The 14,405-nt window shown below is 68.4% G+C and carries 13 protein-coding genes; 4 read left to right on the top strand and 9 right to left on the bottom strand.

Annotated elements, in window-relative coordinates; genetic code table 11:
* Positions 1 to 29: 29 nt before the first annotated feature.
* Together BM199_RS16420 and BM199_RS16415 are read left to right on the top strand one after the other, a co-directional pair.
* Entirely contained in the window at positions 30 to 752 is a 723-nt protein-coding gene (locus tag BM199_RS16420; RefSeq protein WP_281245710.1) for an NUDIX hydrolase, read from the top strand.
* A gap of 9 nt (positions 753 to 761) precedes the next feature.
* Complete coding sequence (locus BM199_RS16415) at positions 762 to 1,478, top strand: LON peptidase substrate-binding domain-containing protein (protein ID WP_091674102.1); 717 nt, start codon at positions 762 to 764, stop codon at positions 1,476 to 1,478.
* 52 nt (positions 1,479 to 1,530) lie between these two features.
* Here the strand turns inward: BM199_RS16415 and BM199_RS16410 are convergent, their stop codons facing one another.
* The 7 genes from BM199_RS16410 to BM199_RS16380 all read right to left on the bottom strand — a co-directional run bounded on the left by BM199_RS16410 (position 1,531) and on the right by BM199_RS16380 (position 9,360).
* Complete coding sequence (locus BM199_RS16410) at positions 1,531 to 2,547, bottom strand: M48 family metallopeptidase (RefSeq protein WP_091674260.1); 1,017 nt, start codon at positions 2,545 to 2,547, stop codon at positions 1,531 to 1,533.
* Between the two features lie 117 nt (positions 2,548 to 2,664).
* Positions 2,665 to 3,201 carry a DUF2567 domain-containing protein gene (locus BM199_RS16405; protein ID WP_245788415.1) on the bottom strand — a complete coding sequence of 179 codons (537 nt, stop codon included), beginning with the start codon at positions 3,199 to 3,201 and terminating at the stop codon, positions 2,665 to 2,667.
* 150 nt (positions 3,202 to 3,351) lie between these two features.
* Positions 3,352 to 3,567, bottom strand: a complete 216-nt coding sequence (gene bsaP, locus BM199_RS34560) for a biotin synthase auxiliary protein BsaP (RefSeq protein WP_425425534.1) — start codon at positions 3,565 to 3,567, stop codon at positions 3,352 to 3,354.
* Positions 3,564 to 4,610 carry a biotin synthase BioB gene (bioB, locus tag BM199_RS16395; protein WP_091674101.1) on the bottom strand — a complete coding sequence of 349 codons (1,047 nt, stop codon included), beginning with the start codon at positions 4,608 to 4,610 and terminating at the stop codon, positions 3,564 to 3,566. Before bioB ends, bsaP begins: the two co-directional genes overlap by 4 nt.
* A gap of 75 nt (positions 4,611 to 4,685) precedes the next feature.
* Positions 4,686 to 5,408: a dethiobiotin synthase gene (gene bioD, locus BM199_RS16390; RefSeq protein ID WP_091674257.1), complete on the bottom strand. Its 723-nt coding sequence runs from the start codon at positions 5,406 to 5,408 to the stop codon at positions 4,686 to 4,688.
* Positions 5,409 to 5,464: 56 nt separating this feature from the next.
* Positions 5,465 to 7,744 carry a bifunctional SulP family inorganic anion transporter/carbonic anhydrase gene (locus BM199_RS16385; protein ID WP_091674100.1) on the bottom strand — a complete coding sequence of 760 codons (2,280 nt, stop codon included), beginning with the start codon at positions 7,742 to 7,744 and terminating at the stop codon, positions 5,465 to 5,467.
* Positions 7,745 to 8,079: 335 nt separating this feature from the next.
* Entirely contained in the window at positions 8,080 to 9,360 is a 1,281-nt protein-coding gene (locus tag BM199_RS16380) for an adenosylmethionine--8-amino-7-oxononanoate transaminase (protein WP_091674099.1), read from the bottom strand.
* A 79-nt stretch (positions 9,361 to 9,439) separates the two neighbouring features.
* Between BM199_RS16380 and BM199_RS16375 the strand changes: the two genes are divergently transcribed.
* Positions 9,440 to 10,267, top strand: a complete 828-nt coding sequence (locus BM199_RS16375; RefSeq protein WP_091674256.1) for an MOSC domain-containing protein — start codon at positions 9,440 to 9,442, stop codon at positions 10,265 to 10,267.
* 237 nt (positions 10,268 to 10,504) lie between these two features.
* Here BM199_RS16375 and BM199_RS16370 read toward each other — a convergent pair whose 3' ends face one another.
* Positions 10,505 to 12,070 carry an FAD-dependent monooxygenase gene (locus tag BM199_RS16370; RefSeq protein WP_091674098.1) on the bottom strand — a complete coding sequence of 522 codons (1,566 nt, stop codon included), beginning with the start codon at positions 12,068 to 12,070 and terminating at the stop codon, positions 10,505 to 10,507.
* A gap of 115 nt (positions 12,071 to 12,185) precedes the next feature.
* Here BM199_RS16370 and BM199_RS16365 point away from each other — a divergent pair, with 115 nt between their 5' ends.
* Complete coding sequence (locus BM199_RS16365; RefSeq protein WP_218160350.1) at positions 12,186 to 12,944, top strand: TetR/AcrR family transcriptional regulator; 759 nt, start codon at positions 12,186 to 12,188, stop codon at positions 12,942 to 12,944.
* A 94-nt stretch (positions 12,945 to 13,038) separates the two neighbouring features.
* On the opposite strand, the gene BM199_RS16360 is transcribed toward BM199_RS16365, so the two are convergent.
* Entirely contained in the window at positions 13,039 to 14,274 is a 1,236-nt protein-coding gene (locus BM199_RS16360) for a cytochrome P450 family protein (RefSeq protein WP_245788398.1), read from the bottom strand.
* Between the last annotated feature and the right edge of the window lie 131 nt (positions 14,275 to 14,405).

Here is a 14,405-nt window from a genome sequence, read left to right as displayed (position 1 = left end):
ACAGCAGTGCCCCCCTGGCACACGAGGTCCTGGGGGCCGTCCTTCAAGTGCGATGCGCCACAGCGCCGGCTCCTGGCCCCTCCAGCCTGCAGGTGCTGTTGTGGCGACGGGCGCTGGATCCGCACGTCGGACGGTGGTCGCTGCCGGGTGGCCGGCTTCGGCCGGACGAGGACGTGGAGACGTCGATCCGCAGGCAACTGGCGGAGAAGGTGGACGTGACCCATCTCACTCACGTGGAGCAACTGGCCGTTTTCAGCGCGCCGGACCGGGTACCGGGACCGCGAGTGGTGGCGACGGCGTTCCTGGGTCTCGTCCCCGCCGGGGTTGATCCGGTGATCCCGGAGGACACCGCGTGGCACGACCTGGACGCGCTGCCGAGGACGGCGTTCGACCACGAGGCCATCGCCCTGCGGGCGCGGAACCGGCTGCGGGCGAAGCTCTGCTACACCAACCTGGGATTCGCGCTGGCACCGGAGGAGTTCACGATCTCGTCGCTGCGGGAGCTGTACTCGGCGGCACTGGGCTATCGCGTTTCGGCGACGAACCTGCAGCGCGTGCTCGCCAGGCGAGGTCTGCTGGCGCCGACCGGGGGCACCGCTCCCCCAGGTCGAACCGGCGGCAGGCCGGCGGCGCTGTTCTCGTTCACCGGTGACGGCATGCAGGTCACGGACCCGTTCGCGGTGTTCCGGCCGCCCGCGAGGCAGCGCGACGGCAGCAAGCGCCAGCAAGCGGGACGCCCGCACGCGTCGTAACGTGTGCGCGTGGCCGACAGATCACCGGAAAGCGAGAAGCGGGCAACGTTGCCGTTGTTCCCGCTTCAGGCGGTGCTCATGCCTGGTGCGCACCTGCCGTTGCACATCTTCGAACCGCGATACCGGCAGCTGATCGTTGATCTGATGAACGAGGTGCTCCCCGACCGGCAGTTCGGGATCATCGCAATCAGGACCTCGATGGTGCGAGAGGTCGAGGGACCGCAGGACCTGTTCGACGTCGGCTGTTCGGCGGAGTTGCGCGAGGCCGAGCGACTGCCGGACGGCCGGTTCGACATCGTCACGACGGGCAGGCGCCCGTTCCGGTTGCTGGACGTGGCAACGACGACGGCGCCATACCTGATGGGGACCGTCGAATGGCTGAACGACACCCCGCTGCCCACGGGGGCGGAGGAGGCCACCGAGCGGCTGTCAGCCGTCGCCCGCTCCGCGCACCGCCAGTACTGCGACTCGGCCTGGGAGCGCGACGACTGGAACACCCCACCGCACGACACCCCGGTCGAGGACCTCGCATACCTGCTCGCGGCGGACTGCCTGCTCCCCTTGGCCGACCAGCAACGGCTGCTCGAGGAGCGCCAGCCCCTGCGCCGCCTGCGCCTGGCCTGCCGCCTGCTCACCCGCGAGGCGGGCTTCCTCTCCACCCTCCGCGCCGTCCCGGTCCCACCCGCCGACCAAGGCGCCCTAAGCACCCCCGCGAGCCTGAACTAGCCCCGACCCCGAGTTGGCAGTTTCGGGGTCCGAGTTGGCAGTTCCGGACAGGCTAGGGGCGGGTTGTCCCCTCCCCATTCCCGTCGTCGCGGTTGCCGAATTTACCCCACACCTTCCCCGCGGCGCCGGACACGGCCTCGCCGACGTCGGCGAACACTTTGGACAGTGGGTCCGCCGAAGCCGAGAACGAGTCCTTGTAGGACTTCGCCGCCGACTTCACGTCCCCGGACCACGTGCCATGTGGTTCGTCGGTGTCCCGGCGCGGGTAGTCACCGGCGAGGATCGCCCGGTACTCCTCCGAGGCGGCCCACTTCTGCAACTGCGAAGCACGGACAACGGCGAGCGGGTGGGACATCTCCTGGATATTGCGCAGCTTCAGCACGCTGTCCCTGATGTCGTCCACCGAGTCGTACTCCTCGGCCTGCTGCAGGAACGACGGAATGTCCACCTTGGCCGGATCGACTCCGCCCGCCAGCAGCACATGCGCCCGCAGGGCCGCAGCCGGGTCCTGCCCGCACAGCAGGCCCGCGCGGTCACAGGACAGCTCGGCCTTGCGGTACCACTCGTTCAACGCCGCGAGAATCGCGCGCAGTCCCAGTGCGCTCACCGGCATCCACGACATCGAGAGCTGCAGGCTGAGCAGCCTGCGCATCATCGTCCGGTACACCGCATGGCCGGACAGCACGTGCCCCATCTCGTGGCCGATCGCGAAGCGCAGCCCCTCCGCGTCCAGCAACTCGACCAGGCCGGTGCTCAGCACGATGAACGGCTCGTCCATCCCGAGGGTCATCGCGTTCGCATCAGGACTCCTGGCCACGAACACGTTCGGCACCGGGTCGACGTCGAGCGTTTCGGCACACTCCCGCCGGAACCGGTCGAGCTCCGGGTACTGCTTCGGCCCGACCCTGATGGCCGACCCGAGCGCCATCAGCCGCTCGCCGCGCTCACTGATCAGGCCCGAAACCACCTTGAGCACCTCGGCGAAGCCGGGCACCATCCGCAACGTCGCCAGCGCACCCCTGTCCACCGGATGCTCGTAGGCGCGTGGGCTGATTCCGGGAAACCGCATCCGCGCGGTATCCGCCTGCTCGACCTGCCGTCCCTGGTCCGCCACAAATGACCCCCTTCGTCGGGTGTCACCGTAACGGCGCCCACCTGACGAGAGGTTGAGTTTTCCTCACGATCGTCAGCCGAGCCTGCGCCCGAGGTCGTCACGGCCGTTCCACGCCGCCAACAGGCCGTACACCAGCGCCAGCATCAGCGGCTGCGCCAGCAACACCCAGCCCGACTCCAGGACCGGTGCCCGCTCCACCACGTCACCGACGGCCGGAGCGTCGGCGACCGTGTACAGCCCTCCCGCGAACGCCGACGCCATCTGCATGCCGAGCCAGCCTGCCAGCAGCGATCCCAGCACCGCGGCGATCAGCACCACGGGGCCACGGCGCTCGCGCAGCAGCCACAGCACCACACCGGCGATCGCTCCCGCAGCCATGCTCAGCAGCAGGAAGATCGCGAGCGCGTCGAAGCGGTGCCAACTCTCCAACTGCAACGGCACCAGCCTGTTGTCGGCCAGCACGCGCACGCGCTCGGGCGGCGCGAGTCTCGACCAGATCCAGCCCACCGGGATCCCGAGCAGGCCGACCATGGACAACACGCTCACCGCGGGCAGCAGATCCGCCTTCACCACGACTCGCGGCCGCTGCCGCGGCACCCAGTGGAACACCTGCTGATCCCCTCCAGGAGCGCGCCGCGCCTCCACCGACGAACGACTCACTCCCGACCTCCCTCGTGAACTCCCCGTTCGGCGAGACTAGCGCCTGGTCCGGAAGGGACGCACTTCGGCTGACACCGTGTCGTGCACCGCCTGGCCGTTCTAGCCCGCGGTCGCCGCGGAACCGGCGGACGTCGACTCCCCGTGTCTGCTGCACCGAGCCGACCAGCCACTCGGCGTGATCTGCACGACCATCCTGCGGGCACACCGGGGACAGAACCTAGGCGGCTCCAGCGCCGTGCGCGGCGACCGGCACGCGGCGTGCTCACCGCCGAGGGCGGGCTGCCCACAGTGGATACAGAACTCGTCGACCTTCACAGGGTCTCGCTCAACGCCTTGATCGGCATCTTCAGCCCGGACAGCATCTCCAGGTCCTGACTCGCGGGCCTGCCCAGGTTCGTCAGGTAGTTGCCGACGATGATCGCGTTGACCCCGCCCAGCATCCCCTGCTCGGCACCGAGGTCGCCCAGTGTCAGTTCCCGGCCGCCTGCGAAGCGCAGCATCGTGCGCGGCAGCGCGAGGCGGAAGGCCGCGACGGTCCGCAGCGCATCCTTGCCCTCGATCACCTCGTACTTCTCGTACGGCGTGCCCGGCTGCGGGATGAGGAAGTTCATCGGCACCTCGTGCGGGTCGAGCTCGGCGAGCTGCACCGCGAACTCGGCACGCTGCTCGTCGGTCTCACCCATCCCGACGATGCCGCCCGAGCAGACCTCCATCCCGGCTTCGGAGACCATGCGCAGGGTGTCCCAGCGCTCCTCCCAGGAGTGCGTGGTCACCACGTTCGGGAAGTGCGAGCGCGCGGTCTCCAGGTTGTGGTTGTACCGGTGCACGCCCATCTCGACGAGTTCGTCGACCTGCTCCTGCGTCAGCATGCCCAGCGAGCACGCGATCTGGATGTCGTTGCCCGACTCCCTGATGGCGTTGATGCCGTCGCGCACCTGCGAAAGCAGCCTGGCGTCCGGCCCACGGACGGCGGCCACGATGCAGAACTCGGTCGCACCGGTGTCCGCGGTCTCCGCAGCGGCCTTGACCAGGCCGGGAATGTCCAGCCACGCCGAACGTACCGGCGTCGGGAAGCGGCCGGACTGCGAGCAGAAGTGGCAGTCCTCCGGGCAGCCGCCGGTCTTCACGCTGACGATGCCCTCGACCTCGACCTCGGGGCCACACCACCGCATCCGCACCTCGTGGGCGAGAGCCAGCAGGCCCGGCAGCTGATCGTCGTCGAGCCGCAGGATCTCGAGGACCTGCTTCTCCGAAAGGCCCTCCCCACGCTCGAGGACCTGCTCGCGGGCAGCGGTGAGGATGGCGGCCTCAGGGTCCCGCCTGTCGAGCGCGGTGTCCTGATGGGGTGCTGCGGTCACGACTGCTCCTCTTTGAGACGAAATCAACGTTGGGTGAGTGTGCACGACCAGCGGCGTGCGACACAGCGACCGTGGTCACGTCTGGGCTGACGCACTCGCGGTGAAGCATTCGGGGTCGAAGGTGCCGCCGAACCACGGCGAGAGCCCTCGGCGCGCCTCTTCGATGAACTCTTCCCTGGTCACAGCACCGAGCCCGGTCGGAAGCACACCCAGCAGCGGTCCCCCGGCGGCCACCGGCAGATCACTCAGATTGCTTTGCGCGGCCAGATCCGGATCGGCGGGCCAGGCCCCGATCACGACCCCCGCCACGTTCAGCCCCCGCCGGGTTGCGACCTCGGCGGTCAGGGCCGTGGCGTTCAGCGTGCCCAGACCTGCCTGCGCGACCACCAGGACCAGCGCGCCGAGCGACCAGGCGATGTCAGCGAGGGTGCCGCCACCGTCGTCGAACCGCACCAGCAGGCCGCCCGCGCCCTCGATGAGCACCAGATCGTGGGTGGCCTCCAGCTCACCCGCCGCCTGCGCCACCTCGGCGGGCCGGACGGGCCGCAGACCGGATCGGCGAGCGGCCGCCTCAGGTGACAGCGGGTCGGGATACCGCCGCAGTTCCCTGGTGGTCACGTCACCGGCGAGCCTGCGCACCTCGGCCAGGTCGCCGGGTTCGTCCAGTGCCACGCCCGTCTGCGCGGGTTTGAGCACCGCGACCCGGTCACCACGCTCACGGGACAGCGCCGCGATCGCCGCGGTCACCACCGTCTTCCCTACGCCGGTTCCGGTTCCGGAGATCACCAGCACGCTCACGACCTGCACACTAGAGCATCCGTCCGGCCCTTCGTCGTCGGCGTGAACGCCCCCTGTCACGCACGTGCTGCCGGACGCCTGCTGGCGTCCGCGGGCACGAACGCACCGGCTGGGGTGTCGAACAGGTACACCTGCGCCCCGCCCACGTCGAAGTACATCCCGGTCAGATGCAGGTCACCCCGCGACTCAGCCTCGGCGATCAGCGGATACTGGCGAAGGTTCTCCAACTGCTGCAACACATTGTGCAGAGCCAGCTGATCCGCTTCCGTCGGTGGCAGATGCCGGTGCAGCGGCACCGGCGCGGTGCTGTCCCTGCGCCGCACGCTCGACTCCGCGTGCCGCAGCCAGTTCGCCAACCCCGGCATGTTCTCCGGCGTCCCGCCGAGCAGCGCCTGCATCGCGCCACAGCCGGAATGCCCGCACACCACGACTTCCCGCACCCGCAGCACGCCCACCGCGAACTCGATCGCGGCGGCGACCGAATCGTCCCCCGCAGAGGGGCGCGCGGGTACGAGGTTGCCGATGTTGCGCACGGTGAACAGGTCGCCGGGACCGCTGGTGGTGATCAGGTTCGGCACGATCCGGGCGTCACCGCAGGCGATGAACAGCGTGTGCGGCTGCTGACCGCCAGCCAGCCTGCTCATGGTGGACTGCACCAGCGGCGCCGTGCGGCGCTGGAACTCCGAGGTTCCCCTGCACATCGCCTTGGTCGCCGTCGGCTCGGTCCGCTGCCCCGGCACCGCGACGCCCATGTGGTTGACCTGCCACTCCGACCAGGGCGCCAGCCAGCGCGGCACCACCTTGTCCGCGGCCTCCCGCCGAACGGTCGGCACACCCGACTTCCCGCGCTGGAACCACGGATGCCCGATCTCGTCGACGACGACGGTGCCTCCCGACCGCTCGTAGGACTGCTGCCACTCGGACAGGGTGTCGAAGGCGGCATGGTCGAGGTAGTCCACGACCAGCTCCAGCGTCACCGTCCCGCCCTCCGGCAACGAGCCGAGCACCTTGGAGAGCCGGGGCACCGAAAGGAACGTCAGCACCCCCTCGATCACCACCCGCCGCTGGTCGCCCTCACCCTCGGCGTGGATCCCGGACCAGATGGTCCGGCGCAACATGACGGCCAGCGACAGCGCGATCCCGATCAGCACCCCGCTGAGCAGATCGATCACCACCACGCCCGCCAGGGTCGCGACGTACACCCACAGATCGCCGTGCTCGCGGACCTGCCGGATGTGGTTGAGGTTCACGAGCCGCGCTCCGACGTGGACCAGCAGTCCCGCCAGCGCGGCGAGCGGGATGCTCTCGATGAGCCCGGCGAGCGCGACGGTGAACACCAGCACCCACACCGCGTGCAGCACGGCCGAGGCCCGGGAGCGGGCCCCCGCGCTGACGTTGGTGGAACTGCGGACGATGACGCCCGTGACCGGTAGCCCGCCGACCGCGCCCGACGCCATGTTCGCGACGCCCTGACCCACCAGCTCACGATCGAGGTTCGCCCTGGGACCAGTGTGCAGCCTGTCCACCGCGACCGCCGAGAGCAGGCTCTCCACGCTTGCGACCAGCGCGATGGTGATCGTGGCGATCACCAACTCACCCCACGGCCCGCCCTGGAGCCTGGGAACGAAATTCACGGCCAGGATGTCGCCGGGAAGATCCACGCGGTCCAGCGAGAGGTTCGCCGCGGTCGAGAACACCGTCACCGCGGCCACGGCCGCGAGCGGTGCCGGGACCTTCCGTACCGCGGCCGGCAGTTTGGGCCAGACGAGCAGGATCGTGATGGTCAGGATGCCGATTATCGCGGCGGTGTCGTGGTGACCGACGATCTGCTGCGGCAGTTCGGCGATGTTGGCGACCGCCGAACTCTGTGCTGATCCGCCGAGGATCACGTGCAACTGGCCGAGCACGATGGTGACACCGATGCCGGCGAGCATGCCGTGCACGATCGCCGGGGAGATGGCCAGTGCGGCACGCGCGGCACGACTCAACCCCAGCAACACCTGCAGCAGACCGGCCGCGACCGTGATGGCACAGGTGACAGCCCAGCCGAACTGGTTGATCGTCTCGGCCATGATGACCGTGAGCCCTGCCGCGGGCCCGCTCACCTGCACCACCGAGCCGCCGAGTGCGCCGGCCAGGATGCCACCGACGATCGCCGCGATCAGTCCCGCGATCACCGGGGCGCCGGACGCGAGTGCGATGCCCAGTGACAGTGGGACGGCGACAAGGAAAACCACCAGTGAGGCAGGCACGTCATAGCGCAGCACACTGCGCAGGGTCGGCCGGAGTTTCGCGCCCCCCGTTGGCTGACTCTCGTCCGAGGCCGCTTCCGTCATCAATTCCTCCCGCTTCGGATTCCGGCACGCGGAGACCTCTGTCCGCGTGTCGGGTCGGCGGCTGCGACGACCCGTTCGATCACCAGGAAACCGGAGGTTCGGTGAAATGTCCGCTATGCGAAAAGCCTCTCATGTTCTGTTCACATGGAGTTCGTCACAAAAACAGCATCACTGAGTAAGCAGAAATAGCGACACGTGGCTCAGATCTCATCAGATATAACAACTCTCGATCGCGAATCCCGCGCATTCGTGACAAAGAGTTGATCTTGATCCCATTAGATGAGGCGGTGATACCCGATCGGGTGAACTTGGTCCGACGCAGGTCTTCCGGCGACTCAGGCAACAACGGCCGCAGCCACCATCGCGTCGGTTATCGCCGCAATATCGGTGTTATCGGCCAGATACGGGGGCATGCAGTAGAGCATGTCCCGGAACGGCCGGAGCCAAACGCCGCGTTCGGTCACGGCGCGGGTCGCCGCGGCCATGTCGACTTCGTGATCGAGTTGCACCACACCGATCGCTCCGAGCACACGGACATCAACCACCCCCGGAACATCCACCGCGCATTCCAGTCCCGACCGCAGCGCGGACTCGATTCGGCGGACATCGGTCTGCCAACCCCCGTCGCGCAGGAGCCCGACCGAGGCATTGGCCACCGCTGAGGCAAGCGGATTCCCCATGAACGTGGGGCCGTGTGCCAGCACCGGAAGTTCGCCCTTCGAAATGCCCCGCGCGACGTCCTGCGTGCACAGTGTCGCGGCCATCGTGAGGTAGCCGCCCGTGAGTGCCTTTCCGAGGCAGAGCACATCCGGGGTCACGCCCGCGTGCTCGGCCGCGAACAATCTTCCCGTGCGCCCGAAACCCGTCGCGATCTCGTCGAAGACCAGCAGCACTCCGTGTGCCTCGGTGGCCTCGCGCAGCGCCCGTAGGTACCCCGGGTGGTGGAACCGCATTCCACCCGCTCCCTGCACCACCGGCTCGACGATCACCGCGGCCAACTCGTCCGCGTGGCGCTCGACCGTCGCATGGATTTGCTCCACATAGGACTCGTCGATCGTGGCCTCGAACCCCGGTGGCGGCGCGGGCAGGAACAGCTGCTCCGGCAGGACTCCGCGCCACAACGAGTGCATCCCGCCCTCTGGGTCGCATACGCTCATCGGATGGAAGGTGTCGCCGTGGTAACCGCCCCGCCACGTCAGCAGCCGCCGCTTCGCCTTGTGCCCCAGCGACTGCCAGTACTGCAGGCACATCTTGATCGCGACCTCGACCGAAACGGATCCGGAGTCACACAGGAAGACGTGGTGTAACCCATCGGGAGTGATGTCGACCAGAGTCCGTGCCAGCCGGATCGCCGGTTCGTGGGTCAGCCCGCCGAACATCACGTGACTCATCCGGCCGGCCTGCTCCGTGAGCGCGGCATCGAGCGCGGGGTGACGGTACCCGTGGATGGCCGACCACCACGAGGACATGCCGTCGATCAGCTCCCGGCCGTCGGACAACCGCAGCCGCACCCCAGACGCCTCGGTGACCAGCAGCGGAGACACCCTGCCGGGCATCGGAGCGTAGGGGTGCCAGACGTGTTCGGCGTCGAGTGCGAGCAGTTCCTCGGCGGTCATGGCGACTTACTGTACGGCCCGCGACCGTGCCCGCGATCTCGGTGAGATCCTGTCCGCGCCGGTAGGTAGCGTGAGCCCGGTGGCCAGAGTCGTCGAGCTGAAGTACTACCCCGTCAAGGGCTGCGCGGGCGTCTCGGTGCCCGAGGCCGTCGTCACACCCGCGGGCCTCGCCCATGATCGCACTTTTCTGGTCATCGGCGAGAACGGAGTGTTCCGCAGCCAGCGAAGAGATCCGTTGCTGGCCCGGATCCGTCCGGAGATCGACGAAACAGGGACGTTGCTGACCCTGCGGGCCGAAGGCGCCACGGTGATTCAGGTCGACGTCGACGTCACCGGTGCCCGGCGTGCGGTGGAACTCTTCGGCGCTCCCTATCGCGGAATCGACCAGGGCGAACCGGTGGCGGCGTGGCTGTCCGAGGTACTCGGCACGCCGAGCAGGCTCGTCCGCGTGCCACCAGAACACGACCGGGTCACCGACGGAGTGACGCCGGGCACGTCCGCCTACGCCGACAGTGCTCCCCTGCTCCTCACCACGGCGCTCTCGCTCGACCTGCTCACCGAACGCATCGCCGAGCGCGGTGGCATCGCGGTGCCGATGACCCGCTTCCGGCCGAATATCGTGGTCGACGGCTGGGGCGAGCCACACGCGGAAGACAGCGTCCGCACGGTCCGAGCAGGTACGGCTGAGCTCGGCTACAGCAAGCTCGCCATCCGCTGCGCGGTCACGACGGTCGACCAGCACACAGGCGCGAGGGTGGGCCCGGAGCCACTGCGCACGCTCGCGGGCTACCGCCGAAGCGGGCAGGGCGGCGTTGCGTTCGGAGTGAAGTTCTCGGTGATCCGTGCCGGCAGGGTGTCCGTCGGCGAAGAACTGGCGGTCACATCCTGGGGTGAACCGGAACTCTAGTATTCCGTCGAGGAAGGTTGGTGTGGTTACCGGTGGATGCAGGTGTTCGCAGGCAAGGCGCGGGAGTGTCCTCGTATTGGACATACTCGGACGCTTCCGCAACGCTGCCTGCGGAGAGCTGGGCCGCGGAGAACCGTGCTGAACCTTTCTTGACGGGTCACTAGTGCCCTGCGCCGGCCGTCCAGCGACTGAATCTGGACGAACCGGCGAGGTCACTTGGTCACGTGGAGCATGCGGTCAGCGGGCGAGGATCGTCCGCAGCGCGGACTCGAGTTCACTGGCGGAGGCCTCATCGTGCGCACGCCAGGCCACGAAACGGTCGGGGCGGATCAGGGAAGCACCGTTCGGCGTGACTCCGTAGCGGGCGGTCCAGTCGCCCACCGGCAGGTGTTCTGCATGGAGCGGCACGCCGAGTCGGACGGCGATCTCCTGTGCCGCGGTGATCCATCGGTGTGCGGCGGTGAGCAGGACGAAACCGCGGCCAAAGAGGTCCATTGTGGAACGCCCGTCGGGCAGCCAGACGTGCGGTGCACGCGACCCTGGACGCCCCGCGGCCGTCGCGGGGTCCTCCAGGCGGGCGCCGTCATCCCCCTGCTCCGGCACGATGGCACCGTCGGGGTAGCGGTAGCCGAACAAGAGCTCTTCGGGGGAAACGGGCGCGTCCTCGGTGCCGTCCGCGAGTTCGGGATTCGATCGCATGACCATGTTCGTGTACTGCTGTCCCGCGATGAGAGCACCGTAGGGTCGGCGCTCGGTGTCGTGACTCGACAGCAGGCCGGGGCCCGCCCAACCGTGCACCACGGCCGCCAACTTCCAGGCGAGGTAGAAGCCGTCCATGATCGCGGTGCTGCCGCCTTGCCCGCCGTGGGGTGGCATCGTGTGGGCGGCATCGCCGATCAGGTGCACCCTCCCGCACGTGAACTGATCGGCCACCTGGTGCGCGATCGTGGTCGGCGTGGCATCGAGCACCCTAACCGGGAGGGTCGACACGCCCACTCCGGCCCGTACGCACGCGATCAGGCGGTCCTCGGTGAAGTCGTCGGCACTTTCGCCCGCATCCGGGTCGAAGGGCACCATCAACACCCAGCGGTCCGGGCGGTCCGTACTCACGAGAGTCGCACCGTCAGCGAGCGTGGGGTTGTTCTGCAGGTAGAAGAGGGCGAACTCACGACCACGCACGAGGTCGCCGAGATCGGCCTCGAACTGCACCGCGACAGAGTGCCCCAGCGGTCCCCTCCCGTGCACGCCGATACCCAGTTCGTGGCGAAGCGGGCTGCGCCTGCCATCGGCAGCCACCACATAGTCGGCATGCACGGTGTATTCCGATCCCGTGCTGAGATCGGCAAGCCGGGCACGGACACCGTCCACATCCTGCTCGAGTGTGTCGAGCCTGGTGGAGAACCGCACCTGGGCACCGAGATCACGTGCGCGCTCCAGCAGGATCGGCTCCGTCTTCTCCTGACTGGCCATTCCCATCTCTTCCCGAGTCAGGTGCGACCAGTCCGGCCATGCCTCGCCGACGATCTCGTGTAGTACCGGACCGGCGACACTCTGGGCGATCACGATCGGCATACCCGCATCGACGTCGTACCCCGCGTCGCGCACCCGCTCGTGCACTCCGGCAATGCGGAGCGCCTCCATGGCGTGCCATGACTGGCCCCGGGCCTTTGGCTGTGCGGACGTACCGGCGTGTCGCTCCACCACCAGCGAAGGCACACCGTGCAAGCCGAGAAACACCGCGGCGGACGATCCGGCCAGACCCGCGCCCACCACCAGCACCGGCACTCGCTCATCAACTGACATCCAGAAACTCCCCACTCGACGAACACCGTTCGTTACGAACACCGTTCTATCATCGAACGGTGTTCTTGAAAAGTACGGTGTTCGCCCCAGCGGGTCCTGCCGTAGGCTTTTCGGCGTGACGACGGATCGCGAGTTCCCCGCTCCGCCCTGGCGGCGTGAGCGCGGCAAGCCACGCCGGCAGCTCAATGTCGACGTGATCGTCGACGCCGCGATGCGGGTCATGGGAGCCGAGGGCCTCGACGCGGTGAGCATGCGCAGGGTGGCCCACGAACTCGACACCGGACCGGCCTCCCTCTACGCCCACGTACGGGACAAGCGAGAACTCCACGAGCTGATGCTCGACGCCACGATGCGGGACATCCCCGTGCCCGAACCGGATCCTGAGCGGTGGCAACAGCAACTCAAGCAGCTGGGCCTCGACCAGGCCAGGCTCATGGCGCGGAATCCGGGCATCGCTCGAATCGCCATGGAGACCCTGATCCCCACCACTCCGGGCATCCTCGTGGCGATGGACGCGATGCTGGGGATCGTGCGTAGTTCGGGACTGCCCGCGCGCCTGATCCCCGCAGCATGCGACGGTCTCGCCCTGTACGTCACGGCCTTCGCGTACGAGGCCAGCCTGTGGTCCTCCGCGCAGGATTCCGAAGCCCGCAAACGTCTCGAAGAAATCAACGTCTACCTGGATTCCCTGCCTGCCGACCGGGTGCCGCACCTGGCCGCCATGCGGGAACACTTTCACGACGACGAGATCGATCACTTCGAGTTCATGCTCGACGTGTTCATCGCGGGTCTGGCCGCCCAGGTGAAGGCCAACGCAGCAACATCGTCAGCGGCCCCGGCAACCGCCCCCGGCGCCGACAGTCCCGGCCGGTGACCTGACCTCATCCCCACACAGGACACCAGAGTTCCGCCGAGAAAGGTTGCGCCGCCCGTGTGCGGCGAGGATCCCGAGACCCGGCGGGCCGGTGTCAGCCCACCCGCACCGGCAGGGTCTCCAGTCCACGCATCAGCGTGCTGTCGCGCCACCGCAGCGATTCCGGTTCGGCGGCCAGCCGGAGATCGGCGAAGCGTTCCAGGAGCCGCCGCACCGCGATGTCGGCCTCGAGCCGGGCCAGCGGGGCGCCCACACAGAAGTGGATGCCGTGCCCGAACGCGAGATGGCCGCCCGCGGGCCGTCGCACGTCGAACCGGTCGGGCTCGGCGAACCGGGTGCTGTCCCTGTTGGCCGCGAGCAGGGAGATCATCACGAACTCTCCCTCCGGGATCGTCACGTCCCCGACCGGGAGCGGCTCCGCCGTGAATCTCAGGGTCGCGATGTTCACCGGCCCCTCGTACCGGAGGAACTCCTCGACGGCGTTGGGCACGAGCGAGGGGTCGGCACGCAGCGCGGCGAGCTGGTCGGGATGGCGCAGCAGCGCGAGGACACCGTTGCCGATCAGGTTCACCGTCGTCTCATGACCTGCCACCAGCAGCAGGAAGATCATCGAGACCAGCTCGACCTCGGAGAGCTGATCTCCCTCGTCGGAGACGTGCACGAGACTGGACAGCAGGTCATCGCCGGGAGCCGCCCGCTTCGCCTCGACCAGCGAGAGCAGGTAGCTCGACATCTCGCCGGAGGCCCGCTCGACGTCCTCGGCGGGCGAGGCGGAAACCAGCGTGCCGGACCAGCGGCGAAAGTCCTCCTTGTCGTCGTCCGGGATCCCGAGCAGCTCGCAGATGACCGTGATCGGCAACGGGAACGCGAACGTCTCCAGCAGGTCCACCGTGCCGGACATGTCGTCGAGCAGACCCGCGGTGATCTCCTCGATGCGCGGGCGAAGCCGGGCGATCGTCCGGGCGGTGAATGCCTTGTTCACCAGCTTGCGCAGGCGCGTGTGGTCCGGCGGGTCGGAGTTGAGCATGTGTGCGGCGAGTGACTGCGTGAAACCGCTCGACGCTCCTCCCGTGGCGGTGACGTGCTTGTCGAAAAGCGTCCCCGCCGATCGGTAGTCCTTGCTCAGCCGGGGGTCGGCGAGCAGCGATCGTGCGTCGGAGTACCCCGTGACGAGCCAGACCCGCAGTCCGCGCGGCATGATCGCCTGCCGAACCGGTCCCTCGGCTCGCATCAGCTCCAGCGCGGTGTGCGGATCCTGGACGAAGTCGAGGTCGAGACGAATCGGTCCGTCGACGGCTTGACCGTCGTCCACCGGATCTACGGCACGCACGAAGTTCCTCCCCCTGTTCGTCCTGTTCCCTGTCCACGGCCAACGAACCGCGACGCCGAGTGGTGCCCCGCGCACCACGATGACCCTCGTCCGGCGTAACGGCGAGCAGGCCCTCGATGTGGATCACCGCG

The organism is Amycolatopsis marina, from assembly GCF_900111885.1.
GTDB lineage: Bacteria > Actinomycetota > Actinomycetes > Mycobacteriales > Pseudonocardiaceae > Amycolatopsis > Amycolatopsis marina.
This window is presented reverse-complemented; position numbering and strand designations above follow the sequence as displayed.